Source organism: Kitasatospora viridis, from assembly GCF_007829815.1.
Lineage (GTDB): Bacteria > Actinomycetota > Actinomycetes > Streptomycetales > Streptomycetaceae > Kitasatospora > Kitasatospora viridis.
The window spans coordinates 593,820-616,738 of record NZ_VIWT01000004.1 but is presented as its reverse complement, the minus strand read 5'-3'; the positions used below and the strand labels follow the sequence as shown (position 1 = coordinate 616,738).

General features: G+C 76.1%; 22 protein-coding genes. 8 read left to right on the top strand and 14 right to left on the bottom strand.

The features are described from left to right. Positions 1–109: 109 nt before the first annotated feature. Positions 110–1,513, top strand: a complete 1,404-nt coding sequence (locus FHX73_RS36385) for an MFS transporter (RefSeq protein WP_246214097.1) — start codon at positions 110–112, stop codon at positions 1,511–1,513. Positions 1,514–1,617: 104 nt separating this feature from the next. Here FHX73_RS36385 and FHX73_RS36380 read toward each other — a convergent pair whose 3' ends face one another. The 3 genes from FHX73_RS36380 to FHX73_RS36370 all read right to left on the bottom strand — a co-directional run bounded on the left by FHX73_RS36380 (position 1,618) and on the right by FHX73_RS36370 (position 5,146). After that, positions 1,618–2,889: a wax ester/triacylglycerol synthase domain-containing protein gene (locus FHX73_RS36380; RefSeq protein WP_145910271.1), complete on the bottom strand. Its 1,272-nt coding sequence runs from the start codon at positions 2,887–2,889 to the stop codon at positions 1,618–1,620. Between the two features lie 62 nt (positions 2,890–2,951). Beyond that, positions 2,952–4,190 carry a glycosyltransferase gene (locus FHX73_RS36375; protein ID WP_342795352.1) on the bottom strand — a complete coding sequence of 413 codons (1,239 nt, stop codon included), beginning with the start codon at positions 4,188–4,190 and terminating at the stop codon, positions 2,952–2,954. 14 nt (positions 4,191–4,204) lie between these two features. Beyond that, positions 4,205–5,146 (bottom strand): alpha/beta fold hydrolase, encoded by a 942-nt coding sequence (locus tag FHX73_RS36370; RefSeq protein ID WP_145910270.1) that lies wholly within the window; start codon positions 5,144–5,146, stop codon positions 4,205–4,207. Positions 5,147–5,369: 223 nt separating this feature from the next. Here FHX73_RS36370 and FHX73_RS36365 point away from each other — a divergent pair, with 223 nt between their 5' ends. Beyond that, positions 5,370–5,759, top strand: a complete 390-nt coding sequence (locus FHX73_RS36365) for a hypothetical protein (RefSeq protein ID WP_145910269.1) — start codon at positions 5,370–5,372, stop codon at positions 5,757–5,759. Between the two features lie 68 nt (positions 5,760–5,827). Here FHX73_RS36365 and FHX73_RS36360 read toward each other — a convergent pair whose 3' ends face one another. Next, positions 5,828–6,418: a hypothetical protein gene (locus FHX73_RS36360; RefSeq protein WP_145910268.1), complete on the bottom strand. Its 591-nt coding sequence runs from the start codon at positions 6,416–6,418 to the stop codon at positions 5,828–5,830. 307 nt (positions 6,419–6,725) lie between these two features. Here FHX73_RS36360 and FHX73_RS36355 point away from each other — a divergent pair, with 307 nt between their 5' ends. Then, the gene (locus FHX73_RS36355) at positions 6,726–7,127 is read left to right on the top strand and encodes a hypothetical protein (RefSeq protein WP_145910267.1); all 402 of its coding nucleotides are present in this window, start codon (positions 6,726–6,728) and stop codon (positions 7,125–7,127) included. An 88-nt stretch (positions 7,128–7,215) separates the two neighbouring features. After that, positions 7,216–8,310, top strand: a complete 1,095-nt coding sequence (locus FHX73_RS36350; protein WP_145910266.1) for a hypothetical protein — start codon at positions 7,216–7,218, stop codon at positions 8,308–8,310. Positions 8,311–8,358: 48 nt separating this feature from the next. On the opposite strand, the gene FHX73_RS36345 is transcribed toward FHX73_RS36350, so the two are convergent. The 3 genes from FHX73_RS36345 to FHX73_RS36335 form a co-directional block, all read right to left on the bottom strand. Then, entirely contained in the window at positions 8,359–9,210 is an 852-nt protein-coding gene (locus FHX73_RS36345; RefSeq protein ID WP_145910265.1) for a metallophosphoesterase, read from the bottom strand. A 128-nt stretch (positions 9,211–9,338) separates the two neighbouring features. Continuing rightward, on the bottom strand, positions 9,339–10,337 hold the full coding sequence (locus FHX73_RS36340; protein ID WP_145910264.1) for a zinc-dependent alcohol dehydrogenase family protein: 999 nt from the start codon (positions 10,335–10,337) through the stop codon (positions 9,339–9,341). 111 nt (positions 10,338–10,448) lie between these two features. Beyond that, positions 10,449–10,805: a SpoIIAA family protein gene (locus FHX73_RS36335; protein ID WP_145910263.1), complete on the bottom strand. Its 357-nt coding sequence runs from the start codon at positions 10,803–10,805 to the stop codon at positions 10,449–10,451. Positions 10,806–10,967: 162 nt separating this feature from the next. On the opposite strand from FHX73_RS36335, the gene FHX73_RS36330 reads away from it, so the two are divergent. Next, complete coding sequence (locus tag FHX73_RS36330) at positions 10,968–12,017, top strand: alpha/beta hydrolase (protein WP_145910262.1); 1,050 nt, start codon at positions 10,968–10,970, stop codon at positions 12,015–12,017. A gap of 39 nt (positions 12,018–12,056) precedes the next feature. Here FHX73_RS36330 and FHX73_RS36325 read toward each other — a convergent pair whose 3' ends face one another. Beyond that, on the bottom strand, positions 12,057–12,971 hold the full coding sequence (locus FHX73_RS36325) for a class I SAM-dependent methyltransferase (RefSeq protein ID WP_145910261.1): 915 nt from the start codon (positions 12,969–12,971) through the stop codon (positions 12,057–12,059). Between the two features lie 48 nt (positions 12,972–13,019). Between FHX73_RS36325 and FHX73_RS36320 the strand changes: the two genes are divergently transcribed. Beyond that, the gene (locus FHX73_RS36320; protein ID WP_145910260.1) at positions 13,020–13,589 is read left to right on the top strand and encodes a helix-turn-helix domain-containing protein; all 570 of its coding nucleotides are present in this window, start codon (positions 13,020–13,022) and stop codon (positions 13,587–13,589) included. Between the two features lie 75 nt (positions 13,590–13,664). Here FHX73_RS36320 and FHX73_RS36315 read toward each other — a convergent pair whose 3' ends face one another. After that, positions 13,665–16,091, bottom strand: coding sequence for a SpoIIE family protein phosphatase (locus FHX73_RS36315; protein WP_145910259.1), 2,427 nt, complete (start codon positions 16,089–16,091; stop codon positions 13,665–13,667). Positions 16,092–16,212: 121 nt separating this feature from the next. After that, positions 16,213–17,199, bottom strand: a complete 987-nt coding sequence (locus FHX73_RS36310) for an Lrp/AsnC family transcriptional regulator (protein WP_145910258.1) — start codon at positions 17,197–17,199, stop codon at positions 16,213–16,215. 108 nt (positions 17,200–17,307) lie between these two features. On the opposite strand from FHX73_RS36310, the gene FHX73_RS36305 reads away from it, so the two are divergent. Then, complete coding sequence (locus FHX73_RS36305; protein ID WP_145910375.1) at positions 17,308–18,342, top strand: MDR family NADP-dependent oxidoreductase; 1,035 nt, start codon at positions 17,308–17,310, stop codon at positions 18,340–18,342. Here FHX73_RS36305 and FHX73_RS36300 read toward each other — a convergent pair. The 4 genes from FHX73_RS36300 to FHX73_RS36285 all read right to left on the bottom strand — a co-directional run bounded on the left by FHX73_RS36300 (position 18,309) and on the right by FHX73_RS36285 (position 22,177). After that, a complete protein-coding gene (locus FHX73_RS36300; RefSeq protein WP_246214096.1) occupies positions 18,309–19,679 on the bottom strand; it encodes a cytochrome P450 in 1,371 nt (456 codons plus the stop codon). The genes FHX73_RS36305 and FHX73_RS36300 overlap by 34 nt on opposite strands. 80 nt (positions 19,680–19,759) lie before the next feature. Next, on the bottom strand, positions 19,760–20,392 hold the full coding sequence (locus FHX73_RS36295) for a GNAT family N-acetyltransferase (protein WP_145910256.1): 633 nt from the start codon (positions 20,390–20,392) through the stop codon (positions 19,760–19,762). Positions 20,393–20,432: 40 nt separating this feature from the next. Beyond that, a complete protein-coding gene (locus tag FHX73_RS36290; RefSeq protein WP_145910255.1) occupies positions 20,433–21,125 on the bottom strand; it encodes a response regulator in 693 nt (230 codons plus the stop codon). Next, positions 21,122–22,177 (bottom strand): sensor histidine kinase, encoded by a 1,056-nt coding sequence (locus tag FHX73_RS36285; RefSeq protein WP_145910254.1) that lies wholly within the window; start codon positions 22,175–22,177, stop codon positions 21,122–21,124. The genes FHX73_RS36290 and FHX73_RS36285 overlap by 4 nt, the downstream gene beginning before the upstream one ends. A 156-nt stretch (positions 22,178–22,333) precedes the next feature. Between FHX73_RS36285 and FHX73_RS36280 the strand changes: the two genes are divergently transcribed. Further along, on the top strand, positions 22,334–22,888 hold the full coding sequence (locus tag FHX73_RS36280) for a hypothetical protein (protein WP_211786443.1): 555 nt from the start codon (positions 22,334–22,336) through the stop codon (positions 22,886–22,888). Positions 22,889–22,919 lie beyond the last annotated feature (31 nt).

Here is a 22,919-nt window from a genome sequence, read left to right as displayed (position 1 = left end):
GACGCCGACGGCCGGTGACCGGGTGACACGATTGGTCATAATTGGTCTAGACCTGACCGGATTAATTCCGGTGGCACGGGCAGTGCGGTGCTGCGTAGCTTCGCTGTCCATGCGCAAGGTCAAGGTCACCGAACCAGCGGCCACCGTCGGGCCCGTCGCGGCAGGGCCCGAGCCGGGGCTGTTCGACCGCCCCCACCTGGCGGCGACGGTCAGCTTCACGGCCGTGATGTTCCTGACCGGCTTCGCCGCGCTCGCCGTGCTCCCCACCCTGCCGGTGGCCGCGCGCGAACTGCACGCGCTGCCGCTCTACCCGCTCGCGGCCGGCTGCTTCATCGCCGCCAGCCTGCTCGGCGGGGTGGTCGGCGGCAGCTGGGCCGACCGCGCCGGCGCCCGCCGCCCGCTCGCGGTGGGCGTGGTGCTCTCGGTGGTCACGCTGCTGGTCTCCGCCACCAGCACCACGATCTGGCAGCTGGCGGCCGGCCGGTTCCTCGACGGCATCGCCGCCGGGCTGGTCGCGGTCTCGATCAACACCGCGATCGGGCAGTCCTACCCCGACCGGCTGCGGGCCCGGGCGCTCGCGCTGATGAGCTCCTCGTGGATCATCCCCTCGCTGGTCGGGCCGCCGCTGGCGGGGCTGGTCGCCTCCTGGTGGTCCTGGCGCGCGGTCTTCTTCGGGCTGGCCGCGCTGACCGTGCTGCCGTCGCTCGCCGTGGTCGCCGTGCTGCGGCGCGGCAGTGGGGGCGGCTCGCCGGAGCAGGCGGCCGGCGAGCGACCGGGGCTGGGCGCGGCGGCGGCCGTCAGTCTCGGCGCGGCGCTCGGGCAGTACGCGGTCTCCGGGTCCGGCACCGCCCAGCTGGCCTGCGGCGCCGCCGGGTTGGCATTGCTCGCGGTCTTCGCCCGCCGGCTGCTGCCGCTCGGCACCTGGCGGGCGGCGCACGGCCTGCCCGCCTCGGTGCTGCTGCGCGGACTCTGCTCCGGCGTCTACTTCACGGTGGAGGCGTTCGTCCCGCTGCTGCTGGACACCGTGCGGCGGGTGCCGGCGATCGTGCCCGGGCTGGCGTTCACGGGCGCCGCGGTGGCCTGGGCGGGAGCCTCCTGGGTGCAGAGCCACTGGCTGGAGGGCGTCGCCCGGCACCGGCTGGTCGCGGCCGGCGCCCTGGTGCTGGCGGGCGCGGCGGCGCTCGGCGCGCTGGCCACGGTGCGGGCGGTGCCGGCCCCGGTGGCGGGCGCGGCGATGGTGCTCGCGGCGATCGGGATGGGCGTGCTCGCCCCCTCGCTCACCCTGCTCTCGCTCGGCCACGCGCCGACGGACCGTCAGGGGTACGCCAGCAGCGCGATGCAGACCACCCAGAACCTCGGGCAGATCGGGGTGCTCGGTCTGGCGTCCGCGCTGTTCGACGCGCTGGGCGGCCCGGCGCACGGGGTCGGCCCGTTCCGGGTGGTGTTCGCCGTGCTGGTGCTGCCCTGTCTGCTGGTGGTGGCGCTGGCCGCCCGGGCCCGGGCGCGCCCCTGACGGCACGGGTCGGAACGCCGCGAGCCTGGCCGGCCGCCGTTGCAGAGCCCGCGGCCGACCAGGGCGACGCCTGCCCCGGCGTCGGCCGGCCACCGCACCGGTGGTCAGCGGGCGGCGAGCAGCGCGATCTCGGTGCGGACGGCGGCGGCCAGCGGGGCGGCGAGGTGGGCGAAGCGGTCGTCGGTGACGGCGGCCAGGGTCGCTCCGGTGGGGTGGTGATGGAGGGTCAGCGCGACCGGGTGGGCCGGGCCGAGTGGAGGCAGGGCGCTGAGCCCGACCAGCTGGGCCGACCCGAGCACCCGGTCCGGGCCGGCGGGCGCCGGGAGGCTGCTGCAGAGCAGCGAGAAGTAGGCGGAGGAGTCCAGGTAGCGGGAGAGCACCGCGCCGGCGGCGGTGACCCGGTGCGGCTGCCCGGCGACCGTGGCGGCCTGGGCCAGCGCCCTCGGCAGCAGGCGGTCACGGGCGGTGCGGTCGGCGAGGGCGGCCAGCCGGGCCCGCCGCTCGGCGCGCACCGGCAGCGGGATCCGCACGGTCGCGTAGTGGTTGCCCAGCAGGGCGCGCTCGTCGCCGGGCCGGGCGTCGATCGGCACCAGCGCCGTCGCGCCGCGCCCGCGCCCCAGCAGTTCCAGCCGGTCGAGCGCGCCCGCCGTGGCGGCGAGGAAGACGGCGGTGCCGGAACACCGGGTGCCGGGCAACGCGGCCCGCGCGGCGGCCAGTTCGGCGGCGTCGACGGTGGCGAAGCAGACCCGGCGCCCCGTACCGGGCGAGCCGTGGATCGGCAGCCGCAGCCCCTTGGGCAGCAGGTCGTCGGCGAGCCAGGCCAGGCGCCGCGCCCGCCGGACGGGTCCGGGCGCAGCCGGGTGCACGGGGCCCGGCAGTACGGCGGGTTCGGCTGGTCCGACGGGCTCGGCCGGTTCGACGCCCAGCAGCAGGTCGAGCACGGCGTTCAGCGACACGCCGTCCAGCAGCGCGTGGTGGGCCCGCAGCAGCAGGGCGAACCCGCCGGCCGCCGGGAGCAGGTGCAGCTGCCAGGGCGGGAGGCCGGTCGGCAGTGGGGCGGCGGCCAACTCGCCGACCAGCACCTCCAGGCCGTTGCCCGAGCCGGCCAGCACGTGCCGCTCGACGGCGAAGCGCCCGCCGAGCACCCAGTGCGGCCAGCCCGTCGGCGCCGTCCGGGGCACCAGCCGCAGCCGCTCCAGCCCGCCGAGTCGCCGGTCGGCCAGCTCCCGCAGCCGGTCGAGGTCGGGCGCCGGCCCGGCGAACCAGGCGACCAGCCCGATCGGTGCGGGTGCCGCCGAGCGGCGCTGCTGGCGGTAGAGCCAGGCGTCCTGCGGGGCCATCGGCGCGTCATCGCACGGCAGTCCGTCAGCCGACATGTCGTCAAATCTCCTGTCCAGCCGCTTCACGCGCTCGACGCGCTCCAGCCGCTTCACCCGCTTCACCCGCGCCTCCCGACGGCCCGGGCGACCGCGCCGGCCCCGTCCTCGTGCTCCAGCTTCGCCGACAGCGCCCGCGCGTTGCGGGTCAACGAGCCGTCACGCACCGTCTGTTGCAGCGCGTCCGCCAGCCGGTCGGCCGTCAGCGCCTCGATCGGCAGCACGCCGCCGGCCGCGCCGAGCTGCACCAGGCGGGCGGCCCACCAGGGTTGGTCGGTGAAGACCGGCACCGGGACGCTGGGCACGCCGGCCCGCAGGGTGGCCGCGCTGGTGCCGGCGCCGGCGTGGTGGACCACGGCGGCCGTGTACGGCAGCAGCCAGGAGTGCGGCACGGCGCCGATGGTGAGGATGTCGTCGCCGCTCGCCCGCAGCCCGGCCCAGCCGGACTGCACGATGCCGCGCAGCCCGGCCGCCCGCAGCGCCCGCACCACCAGCTTGCCGAGCTGCTCGGGGTCGCCGGGCATCATGCTGCCGAAGCCGATCAGCACCGGTGGCGGGCCGGCGGCGAGGAAGTCCACGAGCTCGTCCGGCGGTCGCCAGTCGGGGCACAGGTGCGGCCACCAGTAGCCGTCCATGGTCAACTCGGGCCGCCAGTCGGCCGGCCGGGGCAGCACGCTCGGGCTGATCCCGTGGTGGATCGGCCAGTGCGCCCGCTCCCGCTGGAGCCGCAGCCGGTGGGCGCCGCTCGCCCGGACGCCGAGCCGGCGCCGGGCGGTCCGCACGGCCGACCGGTGCAGCGCGTCCAGCACCCCGTTGGCCAGCTGGGCCCGCCGCACGTTCCCGGCGCCCGGGTCCCGCCAGGGCAGCGTGGAGGGGCCGAACTCCCGGGTGGGCGCGTCGGGTTGCAGGTAGACCCCGGCGCTCGGCACGCCGTGGTGCTCGGCGGCCAGCCAGCCGACCGGCGTGGCCAGGGTGGAGAGCAGCACCAGGTCGGCGGCCGGGTCCACGGCCGCCAGCAGGTCGTCCACCAGCGCCCGCGCGGCCCGCGAAGTGCTGCTCACCAGCGCCCGCGCCCCGGCGAGGCCACGGGCCCGTCCGGCGTGCGCGGCGATCAGCCCGGCGAACGGGTCGGCGGTCAGCGGCCGCATGCGCAGCCCGCAGCAGGCCACCATCGGCTCGAAGGCGGCGTGGGTGGCGAGCTCCACCTGGTGGCCGTCGGCCAGCAGGCGGTGCGCGAGTCCGGTGTAGGGCGCGACCGAGCCGGTGGTGCCGACGGTGACGATCTGGATCCGCATCGACATGGTCCGACGCCGGATCAGCCGCGCCCGCGCGGCCCGACCACCTTGGCCGGCGTCGGAGAGACCCGCTCCACCGAGCGGCAGTACGGCAGTCCGGCCAGCGGCCGGCCGGAGAGGAAGCGCAGGATCAGGTCGACCAGCTCGTCCGGCCGTTCCAGCAGCAGCATGTGGTCGGCGTCGGCGACCCGGGCGAACCAGCTGTCCGCACAGGTCGCGGCGAGTTCCCGGCAGAGCTCGGGAGTGGTGAACCCGTCGTGCTCGCCGGTGGTGACCAGCACGGGGGCGGCCGGCGGGCAGGACGGGTCGAGCGGCTGGTGGCGCAGCAGCCGACGGGTGTTGGTGAGGTGCTGCTCGATCTCGTCGGGGGTCAGCGAGGTCATCCGGCGGATCAGGAACCGGCGCACCTGGCTGCCCCGGGTGACGGCGTCGAGCCGCTCCGGGTTGACCAGCAGCGCGGCGGTGGCCTCGGCGAACTCGGTGGTCCGACCCGCCGTCAGCAGGTCCACGGTGTGCTGCATCGCGGCCCGGGCGGTGCTCGGGATCGAGGTCATGGTGCCGGCCAGCACCATCTTCTCCACCCGCTCTGGGCAGCGCTGGGCGAGCAGGTAGGCGACCGCGGTGCCGTAGGAGCCGGCCACCACGTTGACCCGGGGCAGTCCGAGCTCGTCGAGCATGTGGCAGAGCGCCTCGGCCATGAAGTCGGCGCCGAACCGCTCCGGCAGCGGCTCGCCGGCGCCCCAGCCGGGCAGGTCGACGGCGAGCAGGTCCGCGTGGTCGGTCAGGCCGCGCTCGATCCGTCCCCAGCTCTCCTTGGTCTGGAAGGCGCCGCCGATCAGCACCACCGGGGCGAGCCGGGGGTCGGTGGAGTGCACGAGCCGGGAGGCGCAGCGGTAGCCGCGCCAGTGGTGCCCGATGACGAGCGGTTCCGCCGGCGGGGGCGGTGTCAGGGTGATTGTCATGCGAGCAACACCTTCGGAGTGATCGGACCACCAGGGCCATTGCCGGAGAGAAGGCAATGCCGATCACGCTATGCGGATGGCAGCGTACCGACAGCCACGACACGGCCCAGAGCGCCGAGGCCACTCCTCCATGTGTCCCGCCACCTTGCCGCTGTTGCGATGAACGTACTGCTGGCGAACGGAGGTTTGGCACGCCAGTGCGCAACTGTGGCAGGATCGGCCGGTGTTGATCGAGCTGCTGGGCCTGCGCGTCGGCACCGCCCGGCCCCACCCACCGCTGGCCCGGGTGGCCACCGCCCTCGGGCCGGCCGAGGCGCTCTGGTGCGGGGAGCCGGGAGCCGGACCCGGGCGCTACCACGTCGAGTGGACGGTCGACCCGCCGCTCCACCCGGGGCAGAACACCACCGCGGCCGGGATCCACCGGCCCGGACTCGCCCTCCACGGCGGCCTGCTGCGCCTGCGCGGCCGGCTCGACGCCCCGGCCGACGGCACGGTCCTGCTCGACCTCGGCGGCGAGTCCGTCCTGCTGGAGTACCGGGAACTGCCCGGGTACGAGTGGGTCGAGCTGACGGTGGGGGTGGAGCAGGTCTCGCTGCACCCGTACCAGCTCTGAGCCTGAGCGCACCGTCGAGCCTGAACCCGGCGTCGAGCCTGAGCCGCCGTCAGCCGGACTGTTCGCCGTCAGTACGTCCGCCAGAGCCCGACGGCCCCGCAGCCCGTCGCGGCCGCGAACCGCAGCACCCGCAGCGGGCCGTCCAACAGCTCGTCGGCCGGGTCCAGCGAGCCGTCGCCGAAGTCGTCCAGCCACCGGTCGACCAGTGCGGTCACCGCCGCCCGGCGGGCACCGTCGACCTCCAACACGCCCTGTGCCCCGGGCAGTTCGGTGCGCAGCTCGGCGGCGGTGCGCAGGAAGGAGCCGAACCGGCCCGGCAGCCGGGCGGTGGCCGCCGGCCCGAGCGCGTGGCAGAGCGCGGCGGCCGGGTGGGTCTTCCGCGCGCTGCTGACGAAGACCCCGGCCGGGGGCGTCGCCTTCAACAGGTCCAGGCAGGCCTCCTCGGCCTCCTCCGCCTCCGGCAGCTCGACGTGACCGAGCATCAGGTCGGCCAGGCCCTGCGCCGCCGCCCGGTCCGTCGCCGGGCCGCTCCAACCGGCCAGCTCCGCCCGGTAGTCCGCCGCACCCCGGTCCCACGGTGCGTCGCCGTACCGCTCGCGCAGCGCCCGCACCTCGCCGTCCGGCAGTGCGCCGACCACCCACAGGCCGTTCCAGCCCACGCCCACTACTCCCGTCCCGTCCCGCCCCGCCTCCGGGCACCGCTCCCACCGGTCGCCGCGCCGCTCCGGCATCCGGCATCCGGCCGGAGCCTAGCGGCGGGCAGCGACGAACCGACCGACCGTCAAGCAGGGCCACCCGCCCGGTCGGCGCTCGAACGGGCGGGCGCGTGCTCGAACGGGCGGCGCACGGGAGCGGCCGCACCACGGGGCCGCCCGGGTGATTTGCCGACGTCCGCCCGCCGCCCGCGCCGACAACAGTCGTTCTGTGTACGGACCTACATGCGCTGGCGCGGCGGCGGGAGACCTGATGCACCTGGCGGGACGGACGGCGGCGGCCTCGCTCTCCCTGCTGGTCCTGCTGGTCCCCGTCCTCACCCTCGACGCCGAGGCCCCCGGCCGGACTCCTGTCCCCGGTCGGCCGCCCGCCCCCGCCGCGGCCCCCGTCAACGACCCGGCCGCGCCGCCCACCCCCTGGACGGTCACCGCCTCGGCCGCCAACGTGCGCCGCGCACACTCCGCCGACGCCGTCGTGGTGGGCATCGCCCAGTGCGGCGACCTGGTGGACCTGGTGGACGAGTGGTCCTCCCCGGTGGGCGTGCGCTGGCGCGAGGTGCTGGTGCGGCGCACCGGGGTGACGGGCTGGGTCTTCTGGTCGCTGCTCGCCCGCAACGATCTGCCCGGCACCGAGCTCGCCGGCTCCTGCTGGTGAGTACCCGCGCTGGTGAGGGCCCGGCGCCGGGGACCACCCCGCTAGGATCGACGACCGCGTCACGAGCCGACCCGGGGGAGCACCGAGCATGACGACCGAAGCGCCGCGGCCGCCCCTCACCCCACGGGTTCGCGAGGAGGCGCGCCGCCGCCCGGGCGGCTGGGTGCCGGTCAACGACCTGGCGTACGGCCCGCGCGACACGGTGCCTCCGGACGGGGTGCTCGGCAGCTGGCAAGTGGACGCGCGTGGCGAGGTGCTGCGGTTCTGGCCCAACCCCGGGTACCGGCCCTCGCTCGCCGCGCAGATCCGCCACGACCCGGAGCACGGCGCTGCGCACGCGCTGCGCCGGCCCGCTCCGCCCGCCTCGCCCACCGCCACTGACGCTCCGTCGGCGTCGTGGCGCACCCTCTGGACGGCGGGTCTGGTGACCCGCTCCCTCGCCTGGGACCAGCGGCAGCCCGGTGCGCTGCTGGTGCTCGACGCCGCCGGGCGGCTGCGCCGGCTCGCCGCAGCCGACGGCCGGGAACTGGCGGGCGCGGGGGAGTGGGGGCCGGCCGGCGCGCTCGGCTGCACCATCGCCGGCGACCTCCTGCTGCTGCGTCCGGACGGCCGGCTGACGGTGCGCCGGGTCGAGGCGCCCGAGCGCTCCGTGGCCGACCTCGCCGACTCGGTCGCCGAGCAGCTCGACGGCCGGCTCGGCGCCGTCTCCCCGCTCTACGGCGGTCGTGCGGTCCCGGGCCTGGCGGTCGGTGACACGTCCGGGCGGGTGCACTTCTTCCGCGCCGCCGGCAAGGGGATCGGCGCGGCACCGCCCCCGCACCAGGGGCCGGTGCGGGCGGTCGCGCTGATCGAGACCCAGGACGGCTCGGACCTTCTGGTGCTCAGCGGCGGCGAGGACGGCCGGGTGGCCGCCTGGATCCCCGGTGTCCGCTCGCTCCCCGCGCTGCTCGACGCCCGCCCGCACCCGGTGACGGCGCTGGCCGCCACCGGTGCGACGCCCGGCGGGCTGCTGGTCGTGACGGCGTGGGCGGACGGCCTGGTCCGGATCGGCCGCCCGAACCGCGGCACGGCCCTCGACCTCGGCTTCGGCGCCCCGGTGCACGCGCTGGCCGTCGGGGGCGACGGCCGGCTGGTGGTCGCGACCGGACACGGTCTCAGCTGCCTGCTGCTGGAGGTCTCCTGACCGGCCGTCGACCCGCGCCGACCCCCGGCCGGTCCCGGGGCTCGGCCTTCAGTGGTCGCCGGACAGCAGTCCGACCAGCTTGTCGACCGGCATCCGGTAGACCGCCGGCTCCTGGCGCAGCGGCACCAGCACGGCGCGGAAGCCCTCGGGGGTGATGTCCACCCGGGTGCAGGCCTGGAGCGGCAGGCCGCGGACCTCGTCGGCCGGGGCCAGCGGGTCGGCGGCGTAGGAGGTGGCGGGGCCGACCCAGAGCGGGATGCCGGCGAACTGGCCGGCCGCGGCGCTGTGGGTGTGGCCGGCCAGGATCAGCCGGACGTCGGTGCCGCGGACCACCTCGGCCAGCCGGTGCGGTTCGTGCAGGTCCAGCAGCGGGCCGTGCCGGGGGTCCTCGAAGCCGGGGCTGAGGCCGGCCAGCGGCGGGTGGTGCAGCACCAGCACGGTGCCGTGCTCGGCCGGCTCGGCCAACTGCGCGGCGAGCCAGGCGAGCTGGGCGGCGTCCAGCTCGCCGTGGCTGCGGCCGGGGACCGAGGTGTCCAGTGTGATGATCCGCAGCCCGCCGATCCGCACCACGTGGACGTAGGGCTCGGTGCTCGGGTCGAGGCCGAGCAGGCCGGCCCGCAGTGCCCCGCGCTCGTCGTGGTTCCCGGCCGCGTAGACGATCCGGGCGCCGAGCCGCTCGGCCGCGGCCTCCACGAGGGCGGCGACGGCCCGGTAGGAGGGCTCGTCGCCCGCGTCGGTGAGGTCACCGGAGAGGACGATCGCGTCGAACCGGCGGCCGGAGGCGACGGCCGCGTCCAGCGCGGCGGCCAGCCCGGCCCGGGTGTCGGCGGAGCCGAACAGCGGGCCCTCGGGCAGCACGTGCACGTCGGTCAGGTGGAGCAGGGAGTACTGGTAGTCCATCCGGTCGACCCTGGTCCGCCCAGGTGGCCGTCCGGGGTCGGCCGGATGAACTTCTCCCGATCAGCCGTCGGTGGGCGATCGGTCTGCGGCACGGTCGGCACTGTTCACCGTCGCACGGTCGGCACGATTCACCGCGGCACGGTCAGCACGATCTTCCCGATCTGCGCGTTGGACTCCAGGTGCCGGTGGGCCTCGACCACCTGGTCCAGCGCGAAGGTGCGGTCCACCACGGGGCGGAAGTCGCCCGAGCGCAGCCCGGCGGTGATGAAGGCCACGGCCCGGCGCAGCCGTTCGGGGTCGCCGGTGGTCTCCAGCATGGTGAAGGAGCGCAGGTTCAGCGCCGGCAGGCCGAGTTCGATGCCCGGGTACGGGGTCGGCTCGCCGCTGAGCGCGCCGTAGACGAGGTGGGTGCCGCCGGGGGCGACCAGCCGGGACAGCTCGGTGAGGCCCGGGCCGGCGACCGCGTCCAGCACGAACTCCACGCCGCGCCCGCCGGTGGCGGCCAGCACCCGCTCCCGGACGTCCTCGCGCTCGGTGACGATCACCTCGGCGGCGCCCTCGTCGAGCAGGGCCGCCCGCTTCGCCTCGGTGCGGGTGAGCGCGATGGCGCGGACGCCGATCCGGTCGGCCAGCCGGATCGCGGCCAGGCCGGTGCTGCTGGAGGCGGCGTTGAGCAGCACGGTGTCGCCGGGGCGCAGGCCGCCGACCTCGACCAGGGCGCCGTACGCCGTCAGGTAGGGCATCCAGACGGCGGCGCCGGCGACGGCGTCCAGCCACTCGGGGCGGTGCAGCAGGCTGGCCGCCGGGACGATCGCCCGCTCGCCGTAGACGCCGTGGTCGTTCTGCGAGAACCCGGGCACGGTGCTGACGGGCTGGCCGGGGGCGAACCCGGTGACGCCCTCGCCGACCGCCTCGACCAGGCCGGCCGCCTCGGTGCCGAGTCGGGCCGGGAAGCCGGTCACCGGCACGATGTACCGGCCGGCGCGGAAGAGCGCCTCGGCCCGGTTGAGTCCGATCGCGTCCACCCGGATCCGCACCTCGCCCGGACCCGGTTCGCCGACGGCCACCTCCTCCAGCCGCAGCACCTCGGGTCCGCCGAGCTCGTGGAACAGCACCGCCTTGGTCATCGCCCCGTCCTTCCGTCACCCCGGAAACCTTCCGTGCTCCGGGAGTTGACGACCACTCAACCCCAAGTGTTCGATGCTTGTCAAACACCTGGGGTCGAGTGGTGCGCTGCGTCAGCCGGCCGCCCAGTCGACCGCCGCGGCGCGCTCGGCGAGCCGGAAGGCGCGGGTCTCGCCCGGGCTCATCCAGCCGAACAGGGTGGTCAGGTGGGTGATCCAGGGGATGTCGGTGACCACGGCGGTGCGCTTCCAGCGGTGGACGTTCTCGAAGCCGACCTTGAGGTCCTGCCAGATCGCCCCGCCCGTCATCCCGGCGAACTCCGGGATCACGATCACGAAGCGCACCTCGCCGTGCTCCGCCGCGTGCTCCACCGCCGGGATCACCACGTCCCGGTAGTCCTCGGCCTCCATGGTCCCGCCGGTCTCGAAGCCGATCACACCGTCCGGCAGGTCGTCCAGTTCCTTGATCACAGCAGCCTCCTCGTGCCTCCGGGGGCATCGACCCTACGACGGCTCACCCGCCCCGGTGCGCACCGCCACGGCGGTGCAGTGCTGCACGCCTCTGCCCAACTGGGGCTACCGTCGGGTAATTTGTCGCGGACAGTCGACGGTGCGGACAGGCAGGGCGGTGCGATGGCGGTTCCGGTGCAGGTGCGGGTGCAGGCTGCGGTGGTCCGGGCGGCGTACGCGCTGCCCCAGGTGCTCCGGCGGGCGATCGCCGGCCCCGAGCTGCGGCGCGACGGGCAGGTGCTCTCGCTCGACGCCCAGCTGCTGCTGCGGCTCCAGCAGATCGCGGGCACCACGCTGGTGCACCGCAGTGGCGAGGTCGCACCCTCCCGCTCCCACCTGGACGTCGGGCGCCACCTGGTCGGCGGCCGGCGGATCGAGCCGGTCCGCACCAGGGAGGTGGCGATCCCCGCGCCGCACGGCTCGGTGCCGGCCACCCTGTACACCCCGGCGACCGCCGAGGAGCCCTCCGGCCTGCTGGTCTTCTTCCACGGCGGCGGCTGGGTGATCGGCTCCCGGGTCGGCTACGACAACACCGCGCGGTTCCTGGCCCGGCACGCCGGGGTACGGGTGCTCTCGGTCGAGTACCGGTTGGCGCCCGAGCACGTCTTCCCCGCCGCCGTGGACGACGCGCTGGCCGCCTTCGACTTCGCCCACGCCAACGCCGCCGAGCTCGGCGTCGACCCGGCGCGGATCGCGGTCGGCGGCGACAGCGCGGGCGGCAACCTGGCCGCCGTGGTGGCCCAGCAGACGGTGGCCCGGGGCGGCCCGTCGCCCGCCTTCCAGCTGCTCTTCTACCCCGCCACCGACGCCTCGCGCTGGCGCCGCTCGCGCGAGCTGTTCGGCGACGGGTTCTTCCTGACCAGCGACAACATGGACTGGTTCGGCGACCACTACGCCCCGCCCGGGGTGGACCGCACCGACCCGCGGATCTCCCCGCTGCTCGGTGAGGACCTGACCGGCCTGCCGCCGGCCTACATCGCCACCGCCGGCTTCGACCCGCTGCGCGACGAGGGCGAGGCCTACGCCGAGCGGCTGCGCGAGGCCGGCGTCTCGGTGGCGCTCAGCCGCCAGGCCGACCTGATCCACGGCTACATCAGCTACCTGGGCATCGGCCACCGGTTCCGCGAGGCCACCGCCGAGGCGGCGGGGGCGCTGCGGCTGGCGCTGAGCTGACCTGATCTGATCTGATCTGGTCTCTGACCTGACGCCCGCTCAGACGTTGCGGGCGACCCACACCCGGCGCTCCGCACGGACCACCAGGTCCTTGCGGCGCAGCACGTTCTCCTCGCCCGGGCCGTCGATCAGCGCGTCCAGCACGGCCCGGTCCGCCGGGTCGAGCTGCTCGCCGATCCGCTCGCGGTTGCGGGCCAGCACCAGCTGCGCGTAGCGGGCCACGTCGGCCGGCAGCGGGGACGTCAGCTCGACGGCGAACCGGCGCTCGGGCAGCACCTCGAAGCCGGCCCGGCCGAGGATCGGCGCCCAGTCCGCGCCCAGGTACGGCAGCTCCTCGGCGAGCCGGGCCGCGACGACCGCCCGGCAGCGCCGCTCCAGGCCGGGCTCGCCGAGGCCGAGGTCCTCGGGCAGGAAGCTGGGCAGCCCGTCGATCTCCACCAGGGCGAAAAGGCCGCCGGGGCGGATGGTCTTCCGCAGCCGGCGCAGCGCGTCGTCCGGGTCGGCCACGTGGTGCAGGGCGGCGGCGGACCAGGCGAGGTCCACCGGGCCGAGCTCGGGCCAGTCGCCGTCCAGGTCGGCCTCGACGGTGCGCACCCGCTCGCCGTACCCGGCCGCGTCGGCCTTGGCCCGCACCCGCTCCAGCATCCCCGCGGACATGTCCACCGCCGTCGCGGTGGCGTCGGGGAAGCGGCGCAGCAGGGCCAGGGTCCCGGCGCCGGTGCCCGCGCCGAGGTCGAGGATCCGGGTCGCGCCGGTCGCGCCGGTGTCGGCGGTGAGCTCGGCGAGCCAGTCGGTGACCTCGGTGAGCGGCTGGTGCAGCAGCTCGGCGTCCAGGTCGAGCATCTCGGCGAGCTGGGCCTCCCGAGCGGGGTCATGCCCGTGCTCATGCCCGTGATCGTGATCGTGGCCGTGCTGGTGTCCGTGTGCATGGGGCTGGTGGTTGTGGTCTGCCATGGCTCCGACCATACGCACGCCTTGCGCCTACGGCATAGCATCTTGCGTATGACGCAAGAAGACGAGCAGCTGGACGCCCTGGTGCGCAAACGCATCCGGGGCCTGCGCGCCGCGATGGGCTGGTCGCTGGACGAGCTGGCGGCCCGCTGCTACCTCAGCGCCTCGACCCTGAGCCGGATCGAGACCGGGCAGCGGCGGATCGGCCTGGACCAGCTGGTCGCCCTGGCCCGGGCGCTCGGCACCACGCTCGACCAGCTGGTGCAGACCTCCAGCGACGACGACGTGGTCATCCACCCGCGCTACGACCCGGGCCGCGGCGTCACCAGCTGGACCTTCAACCGGGAGACCGGCGTCACCGCCGCCCGGATGCGGATCACCCGCCCCGCCCCCACCGGCACCGCCGAGCTCAAGGCCCACCCGGGCCGCGAGTGGTTCACCGTGCTCTCCGGCACCCTGGTCCTGCAACTCGCCGACCGCCGCATCACCATCGAGGCCGGCCAGGCCGCCGAGTTCTCCACCATGACCCCGCACGCCATCGGCGCCCAGGGCGGCCCGGCCGAGATCCTCGGCATCTTCGACCCCGACGCCCGCCGCACCCACGTGGACGCGGCGGACTGACGCGGTGTCACCGGCGTGCTCGGCTGGAAGCGGGGCGGGTGGCCCTCCTGGAGCCTCGCCGGGGAACGGCCCGCGCTACAGGCTTTGCTCGGCCCAGATGATCTTGCCGTCCGGCGTGTACCTGGTGCCCCAGCGGCGGGCGAGTTGGGCGACCAGGAAGAGGCCGCGGCCGCCCTCGTCGGTGGTGCGGGCGTGGCGCAGGCGGGGGGAGGTGGAGCTGCCGTCGAAGACCTCGCAGATCAGGGCGGACTGGCGGATCAGGCGCAGGCGGATCGGGGAGGCGCCGTAGCGGATGGCGTTGGTGACCAGCTCGCTGACGATCAGTTCGGTGGTGAACGCCAGCTCCGTCAGCCCCCAGCCGTCCAGCACCTCGGCCACCTTGGCCCGGGCGTCGGCCACCAGGGCCGGGTCGGCCGACAGCTCCCAGGTGACCAGCTGATCGGGCGTCAGCGAGCGCGGCCGGGCCAGCAGCAGGGCGATGTCGTCCTCGATCCGCTCCGGCAGCATCCCGGCCAGCAGGTCGGCGCAGGCGTCGTCCAGGCCGGGGCGGGCCGTGGCCAGGGTGGCGAGCAGCAGTTCGGCGGCCCGGTCGGGGTCGCGGGTGGCGTGGCCGAGCAGGCCGTCGGTGAAGAGCGCCAGCGTGGTGCCGTCCGCGAGCTCGAACTCGGCCGACTCGAACGGCAGCGAGCCGACGCCGAGCGGCGGGCCCGGCGGCAGGTCGACGAAGGCGACCAGGCCGTCCGGCAGCAGCAGGGCGGGCGGCACGTGGCCGGCGCTGGCCATGGTGCAGAGCCGGCTGGCCGGGTCGTAGACCACGTAGAGGCACTTGGCGTTGTGCGCCTCACCGGCCGTCAGGTCGCCGCCGGCGGTACGTTCGTCGGTCAGCCGCAGCACCAGGTCGTCCAGGTGGGCCAGTAGTTCGTCCGGCGGCAGGTCCATGTCGGCCAGGGTGTGCACGGCGGTGCGCAGCCGGCCCATCGCCGCCGCCGCGTTGATGCCGTGGCCGGCCACGTCGCCGACCACCAGCGCCACCCGGGCGCCGGAGAGCGGGATGACGTCGAACCAGTCCCCGCCGACCCCGCCGTGCGAGTCGCCCGGCAGGTAGCGGTGCGCCACCTCCAGCGCCGGGCAGGCGGGCAGCGCCTGCGGCAGCAGGCTGCGCTGCAGGGTGAGCGCGGTGTCGTGCTCGCGGGTGTAGCGGCGGGCGTTGTCCAGGCAGACCGCGGCCCGGGAGACCAGCTCCTCGGCCAGCGAGACGTCACCGGCCTCGAACGGCGGCGAGCCGGCGGCCCGGACGAACATCGCGACGCCGTGCGCCACGCCGCGGGCCCGCACCGGCACCGCCATCACCGCGCGCAGCCGCCAGGTGCGGGTGGCCTCGATCCGCTCCGGGTCGAGCCAGTCGGTGTGGTCGTCGTAGCCGGCCAGCACGGTGTTCCCCTCGGCGAGGCAGCGCACCATCGGCGAGTTCGCCGGGTAGTGCGGCGGCTCGCCGATCGGGGTGACGGCCTCGGGACTGCCGGGCCGGACCGAGAGGTGGGCCATCCGGCGCAGTGCGGCGGCCGAGGCGGCGGTCGGGGCGACCGGCTCCTCGCCGCGCAGCACCGGCTCCAGCAGGTCCACGGTCGCGAAGTCGGCGAACCGGGGCACCACCAGCTCGACCAGCTCCCGACTGGTGGTGACAGGGTCGAGGGTCGTGCCGATCCGGGCACCGGAGTCGGTCAGCAGGCTCAGCCGCTGCCGCATCCGCCAGCGGTCGGTGATGTCCACGCCCATGTAGCAGACCCCGAGCACCCGGCCGTGCGCGTCGTCCAGGCGCAGCATCGAGCAGGAGTAGACGTGCTCGCGCTCCGGGTCGCCGGGCAGCCGGCCGCGGTACTCCAGCCGCCGCACCGGCCGGCCGGTCTCCAGGGTGCGCCGCATCTGCGCTTCGACCAGCTCGGGCGAGAGGTCCGGCAGCACCTCGGCGAAGCGGCGCCCGATCCGCTCGTTCAGGCCGACCCCGGCCATGGCGGCCAGCGTCTCGTTCAGCCAGAGGTAGCGCAGGTCGGTGCCCAGCACCGCGATGCCGTAGGGGGAGTGGGCCAGGAACCGGCTGACCACCGAGTGGCTGGTGCTCCACCAGGGGGCGGTGGCCAGGTCGAGGCCGCGCAGCAGCCAGCGGTCGGTGCCGTCGATGTCGGCCAGCCGACCGGCCTCGACGCCCACCGTGCGCACCGACCCGTCGCGGTGCCGCAGCCGGAGCACGCCCGTCGAGCGCTGTCCGTCGGGCCCCGGCTCGGCCAGCAGCTCGCGGGCCGGACGGCCGAGCACCTCGGCGGCGGTGCGGCCGAGCAGGTGGGCGGCGGCCGGCGACCAGCCGACCACGGTGCCCTTGCGGTCGAGCACCGCGGTGGCGGTGGGCACCAGGTCGAACGGTGCCTGGTCCAAGGGCGGTGGGGCGGACGGGAGGCCGGTGCCGGGATCGTCGTCGAGCCGGGCGAGGCGGTCCGGGTCGGGCATCCGCGGGGCCTCCTGGAACGGGGGTGTGTGCTCGATTCTCCGCTGACCCACCGTCGGGTGCCAGCGAACGCCCGTGCCGCGCGGCATCCGTGTGATGCGTTGGTACGACGGTGTGACGGCGTCAGACCCGCGCTGCCGCAGTGCGTTTGACGGTCCGGATGATCGGCGCGGAGGCCAGCTCGCGCAGCCCGGGCAGCGCGCCGACCGGGCCGGCCAGGTAGTCGTAGAGCGCGTACACGTCCCGGCAGAGCACCGAGGCCGCCAGGTTGCCGGTGCCGGTGGTCGCGCCGGCGAACGCCACCTCCGGGTGCTCGGCCAGTGCCCGCCCGGCCTCGGCCAGCCGGCACGGCTCGACGGTCAGCCAGAGCAGGGCCGGGCAGCCGTAGCCGAGTTCGCGGTCGTCCAGGTCCAGGTCGAAGTAGAGCACCCCAGTCGCCCGCAGCGCGGCCAGCCGGCGGCGCACCGCGGCCTCGTGCCAGCCGGTGGCCGTGGCCAGCCGGGCCAGCGGGGCGCGGCCGTCCAGCGCCAGTTCGGCGAGCAGCCGCCGGTCCTCGGCGGTGAGTACGACCGGGGGGCCGTCCGGGCGGTCGTTCGGCTGGTCGTCCGGCCGGGTCTGCGGTGCGGGCGGGGCCAGCAGTGCGGCCTGCTCGGGGGTGAGCGCCGAGGTGGTGCCGGGCCAGCCGGTCCGACCGCCGCGGAAGACGTGGATCAGGCAGTGCGCGCCGATCGCGGTGACCTGCCGGGTGGCGGGCAGCCGGCCGAGCAGCAGGGCGTCCCGGTCCCGCTCGCCGTCGGCGCGCAGGTTGGCCACCACCTCGGTGCCGCCGGAGGTGAGCCGCACCCACTGGGTGTCCGCCCGGCGGGCCAGCGCCTCGGCGACCGGCAGGGCCGCGCCGGGCACGCACTGCAGCCGGACCAGCCACTCCACCTGCCCGAGCCGCCGGGCGTCGGGGCGGCCGAGCACCCGCAGCCCGGCCCGCTCGCGCAGCCGGTGGTAGCGGCGGGCGACGGTCTGGTCCGAGACCTCCAGCAGTTCGGCGATCCGGCTGAACGGGGCGCGGCCGTCCAGCTGGAGCGCGTGGATCAGGCGCAGGTCGAGGGAATCCATGGCGAACGAGCCTAGCGGTGTCGGAATCCGACGGAACGAGCCGCGCGGACGGAGGCCGGGAGCGGACGGGTCGAGGGTGGGGGAGTGCCCTACGAACAGGAGAACCCGATGACCGCCCGCCCGATGGCCAACCGCGAGATCCGCCTCGCCGCCCGCCCCGCCGGCCTGCCAGGGCCCGAGCACTTCGCCCTGGTCGAGGCGCCCGTACCCGACCCCGGCCCCGGCCAGGTGCTGGTCCGCAACCGCTGGTTCCGGCTCTCCGCCTCGCTGCGGATGATGATCAGCGAGGGCGCCACCGAGGTCGAGGGCGTGCCGCTGCCCGCACTTGGCCCGGGCGACGTGCTGGGCGGCGAGGCGCTCGGCGAGGTGCTGGCCGCGCCCGCGGGAAGCGGGCTGCGCGCCGGACAGCTGGTCCGCCACCCGCTGGGCTGGCGCGAGTACGCGGCGGTGCCGGTGGCCGCCTGCCTCCCGGTCGGTGACGAGCTGCCCGACCCGGTCGCCCAGCTCGGCCACGGCGCCACCGCCTACGCGGCACTGACCCGGGGCCTGGCGCTGCGCCGGGACGACACCGTGCTGGTCACCGCGGCGAGCGGGGCGATCGGCTCGATGGCCGGTCAGCTCGCCCGGCTGCTCGGCGCCGGCCGGGTGGTCGGCACCACGGGTTCGGCGGCCAAGGCGGCGCGGCTGGTCGCCGAGTTCGGCTTCGACGCCGCCGTGGTCCGGGGCGCGGCCGAGCCGCTGGCCGAGCAGCTCGCGAGGGCCGCCCCGGCCGGCTTCGACGCGGTGCTCGACGCGGCGGGCGGCGAGCAGCTGGCCGCCGCCGTCGCCACCGCCCGGACCGGCGCGCGGATCGCGCTGATCGGCGCGCTCGCCGGACAGCTGGCCCCGGGCGGCGCGGGGCGGTCGGCGCCGGTGACTCTCGACTCCTTCCAACTGCTGGTCAAGAAGCTGACCCTGCGCGGCTACAGCGCGGACGACGACCCGGATGTGGCGGCCGAGTGGCCCGCCGTCTTCGGCCGCTGGCTGCGGGACGGCCGGATCCGGTTCCCGCACCAGCGGGTGGCGGGGCTGGAGCGGGCCCCGCAGGCGCTGGTCGAGCTGATGGCCGGTCAGCGGTTCGGCGCGGTGATCGTGGAGCTCTGATCGCTCGGGACGCGCCGGGAGAGCCGGGCGGTGTAGGCGCGGGGGGTGAGCGAGGCGTTGAGCGCGGGGCGGATCCGCTGACCGGGCAGCGGGTCGAGCTGCCAGCGGGCGGCGACGCTCGCCAGCACCAGAGTGGCCTCGGTCACGGCGAACCCGTCCCCGATGCACCGGCGGGCGCCCGCCGCGAACGGGATGAAGGAGGTGTCGTTGCCGCGGCGGTCCTTCGCCGTCCACCGGCCCGGGTCGAACTCCAGCGGCCGGGGGAAGAGCCCGGCGTCGCGGTGCAGCACCAGGGGGCTGTAGACGACGATCGCGCCGGCCGGCAGCCGGTGGCCGCCCAGCTCGGTCGCGGCGGTGGTGGAGCGGGTGAACATCCAGCCCGGCGGGTAGAGCCGCAGCGTCTCGTCGACGATCCGGCCGGTGACCGGCAGCTCGGGCAGGTCGGCGTAGGCGGCGGGCCGGCCGCCGAGCACCCGGTCCAGCTCGGCGTGCAGCTCCGCGCGGACGGCCGGGTGGGTGGCGATCAGGTACCAGGCCCAGGCGAGCAGCGCGGCGGTGGTCTCCATGCCGCCGAGCAGGAAGGTGACCGCCTGGTCGTGGATCTCGTCGTCGGTCAGGCCGCGGCCGTCCTCGTCCCGGGCGGCCAGCAGCATCGAGAACAGGTCGTCCCGGTCGCCGGCCCGGGCCCGGTAGTCGGTGATCACCCGCTGCGTCATCCGCCGCAGGTCCTGCTGGGCCCGGCGGAACCGCAGGTTGCCCGGGGTGGGGAGCCGGTCGAGCCCGGGCACCGGCAGCAGCACCCGGGTCGCCACGCCCTTGGTGATCAGCTCCATGCTCTCGTGCACGGCCAGCGAACCCGCCTGGTCGTGCGCGGAGAAGAGGCAGCGCAGGGTGGCCGCCGTGGTGATCCGGTACATGGTGGCCGGCACGTCCACCTCGGCGGCCGGCCGCCAGTCGGCGGTGGCGGCGGCGATCTCCTCGGCCATCAGCGCCGCGTAGCCGGGCAGCCGGTCGCGGTGGAAGGCGGGTTGCAGCATCCGCCGCTGGCGCCGGTGCTCGTGCGCCGGACAGCTGGCCAGGCCGTCGCCGATCACCTCGCGCAGCTTGTCGAAGAACGGGCCGCCCTTGTCGAACACCCGGTCCTGGGTGAGAACTTGGTGCACCAGGTCCGGGTGGCAGACCACGTGGGCGTCGCGCGGGCCGAGCCGGATGCGCACCAGGTCGCCGTGCGCGGGCAGGGCGGCGAAGAACTCCAGCGGGCGGCGGGCGAACGCCACCGCGTGCCCCAGCAGCGGGAGCGCACCCGGGGCGGTGGCGGCGGTGTAGGTGGTCGGCACGGTCAAGGCCTGCCCAGCGGCCCGGCCGCCTAACGGGCCGTCAGGAGACGCCCGGAGCACGGACGGGCGCACCGGCGCACTCAGGCGGCACGGCGGGCGTGGATCCGGTCCAGCCGCTCGGTCAGGTGGGTCCGGGCCAGTGGCCACTCCTCGGCGGTGATCGAGTAGATCGCCGAGTCCCGCAGCCGCCCGTCCTCGCCGGGCGCCCAGGAGCGCGACCAGTTCCGCAGCACCCCCTCGAAGGTCGCGCCCACCGCCTGGATCGCCGCCCGGGAGCGGGCGTTGCGCGCGTCGGTCTTCAGGTCCAGCCGGCTGACCCGCCACTGCTCGAAGGCGTGCCGGAAGAGCAGGAACTTCGCCTCGGTGTTCAGCCCGGTGCCCTGGGCGGCGGGCACGAGCCAGCTGAACCCCACCTCGATGGCGAAGAGTTCACCGGTGTCGGAGAGTCGGGGGTCCCAGAAGGCGGTCGCCCCGACGGCCCGCCCGGTGGCGAGGTCCACCTGCGCGTACGGCGCGAGCCTGCCGTCCCGGTGGCGCGCCAGCTGGGCGTCGACGTAGCCGGGCACCTGCTCGGGGGTGGGCACCCAGGTGAACCCGTAGCTCTCCCGGGGGCCCGCCACCGCCTCGGCGAGATCGGCGGCGTGCCGGTGCTCCAGCGGCTCCAGCCGCACCAACTCGCCTTCGAGGACCGGTCCTACCAGTCGGAAGTCCATCAGCGTGCCCCCATGATCGTCGGTTCCGGGTGCACGCTAGTCAGCCGGACGGGCGCCGGTCCAGGGGATTGCCGTGCTCCCAGGACCAGGAGGCGATGCCGACCCGGTTGCGGACGCCCAGTTTGCGCTGGATGGCGGCCAGGTGGTTCTTCACCGTGCCGGGGGCGATGAAGAGTCGGGCGGCGATCTCGGCGTTGGTGGCGCCGGCTGCCACCAGGGCGGCGATCTCGGTCTCGCGCGGGCTGAGCGCGGTGCTGGGCGCGGTGATGGGTGCGCTGCCGGGCGCGGTGGCGGTCGGGGCGGCGGGGGCGGTCAGGCGGCTGAGCAGGCGGACGGTGACCTGCGGACTGAGCAGGGCGTCACCGGCGACGGCGGCGCGAACCGCCTCGGCCAGCAGCGCGGGGCCGGAGCGCTTGAGCAGGAAGCCGGTCGCGCCGGCCCGCAGCGCGGTGAGGACGTACTCGTCCAGGTCGAAAGTGGTCACCACGACCACCCGCAGCGGGTCGGCCACCTCCGGGCCGGCGAGCAGGCGGGTCACCTCCAGGCCGTCCAGCCGGGGCATCCGGATGTCGGCGAGCACCACGTCGGGGCGCAGCGCGCGGGCCTGGTCGACCGCGCTGCGGCCGTCGGCGGCCTCGGCCACCACGGTGATGTCGGGCTGGGCGTCCAGGATGATCCGGAACGCGGTGCGGATGTCCTCGTGGTCGTCGGCGAGCAGCACCCGGATGGTCACCGGGCACCCCCGTGCGGCAGCACCGCCGAGACCTGCCAGCCCTGCGCGGTGCGCCCGGCGGTGAAGCTGCCGCCGAGCGCCTCGACCCGCGCGGCGAGCGCGGCCAGGCCGCTCCCGCCGCCGGGGCGCGGGCCCGGCCGCCCGGCCGCCGCCCGCCCGTCGTCCGTCACCCGGACCGCCAGGCCGGCCGCGACCGGCTCCAGGGCGACCGCGACCCGGCGCGCGGTCGGGGCGTGCCGCCGCACGTTGGTGAGCGCCTCGGCGACGATCCGGTAGGCCGTGGCGCCGGCCTCCCGGTCCACCGGTCCGGCGGGCAGCCGCAGTTGGGCGGTGGCCGGGCCGGCGGCGGTGAACCGGTCGGTCAGCTCCCGCAGGTCGGCCAGGCCCGGCTGCGGGCCGCGGGCCGGCCCGGGCTGCTCGGTGCGCAGCAGGGTGACCGTGCGGTCCAGCGAGGCGAGGGCCTGCCGGCCGGCCTGCTCGATCCGGGCGAACACGGCGGCGGCCTGCTCGGGGGAGGCCTGGGCGACGATCGCGCCGGCCTGCGCCAGGGCGACCATGCCGCTCACGTCGTGCGCCACGAAGTCGTGCAGGTCGTGGGCGAGTTCGAGGCGCTGGTCGCGCCGGGTGGCGGCCACCTCGCGGTGCCGGCGCTGGTCCAGGCCGGCCAGGTAGCGGCCGACCACGGCGGCCAGGGCGGCCGCGCCGGTGCCGAAGCCGAGCAGCTCCAGGTTCTGCCAGGAGCCCGGCTGGTGCACGAAGCGCAGCGGCCAGAACGCGGCGGCCGCGCCGGCGAGCGCGGCCGGCCCCGGCCGCTCGGCCCGCGCGGCGATCGTTACCAGGCCCAGCAGCGCGAGCAGTTCGACCATTCCGGCCAGCCCTGCCAGCCGGTCGGCCTCGCCGAACGGGCGGGCCCACCAGCCGTACCCGGTCAGCGCCGCGCTGGCCGTCCCGGCCGTGGCCGCCGCCACCGCCGCCCGCCGTCCGCCCGATCGGGCCAGCAGCAGGCCGATCAGCACCCCCGCGGTCACCAGGACCGCCACCCCGTTCGCCATGGCCCCAGCGTAGGCAGTTCGGGCACCCCCGCGCCCGTGCCGATCGGCACATTGCGCCGGTCCGACCGGGGCCGATCGGCATCTGACGGACCGTGGGCCGGCCTGTGCAGGCTGACGGCGGATCAACGGAACGGGACCGGAAGGGGAGCGAGCGGGATGGCGATCGAGGAGGGGGTGCGCCCGGTCGGGCGGGCGGCGGTGCGGCCGGTCCGGGAGCCGGCGCGCTGGGCGGTGTGGACGGCCAGGGCCGCGGCGCTGACGGTGGTGCCGTCGGGGGTCTGGCGGGTGGTGCTGGGGCTCGGGGTGCCGGTCGGGTTCAGCGGCTCGCTGGAGCGGATGTTCGGCCGGTCGATGCCCGGGTGGGGCACGGTGTACGTGTTCTGCCTGAGCGGACTGGCCGAGCTGTTGGGCTTCCTGAGCCTGGGGCTGGTCCGGCCGTGGGGCCAGGTGCTGGTGCGCTGGCTGCCGTGGCTCGGGGGTCGGCGGGTGCCGCCGTGGGTGGCGGTCACGGTGGCGGGGCTCGGCGCGACGGCGGTCACCGTGGTGGTCTGGTGGGCCTCGCTCGGACCGTGGGCGCGCAACATGAGCGACCCCGAATCGCCGCACGGGCTGGCCGGGTTCGTCATGACGGCCTGCTACGCGCCGCTGCTCGGCTGGGGGCCGCTGCTGGCGGTGGTGACCGTCGACTACTACCGCCGGTCGCGGCGCTGACCCGGCGCTGACCCGGCGCTGACCGCGGAGC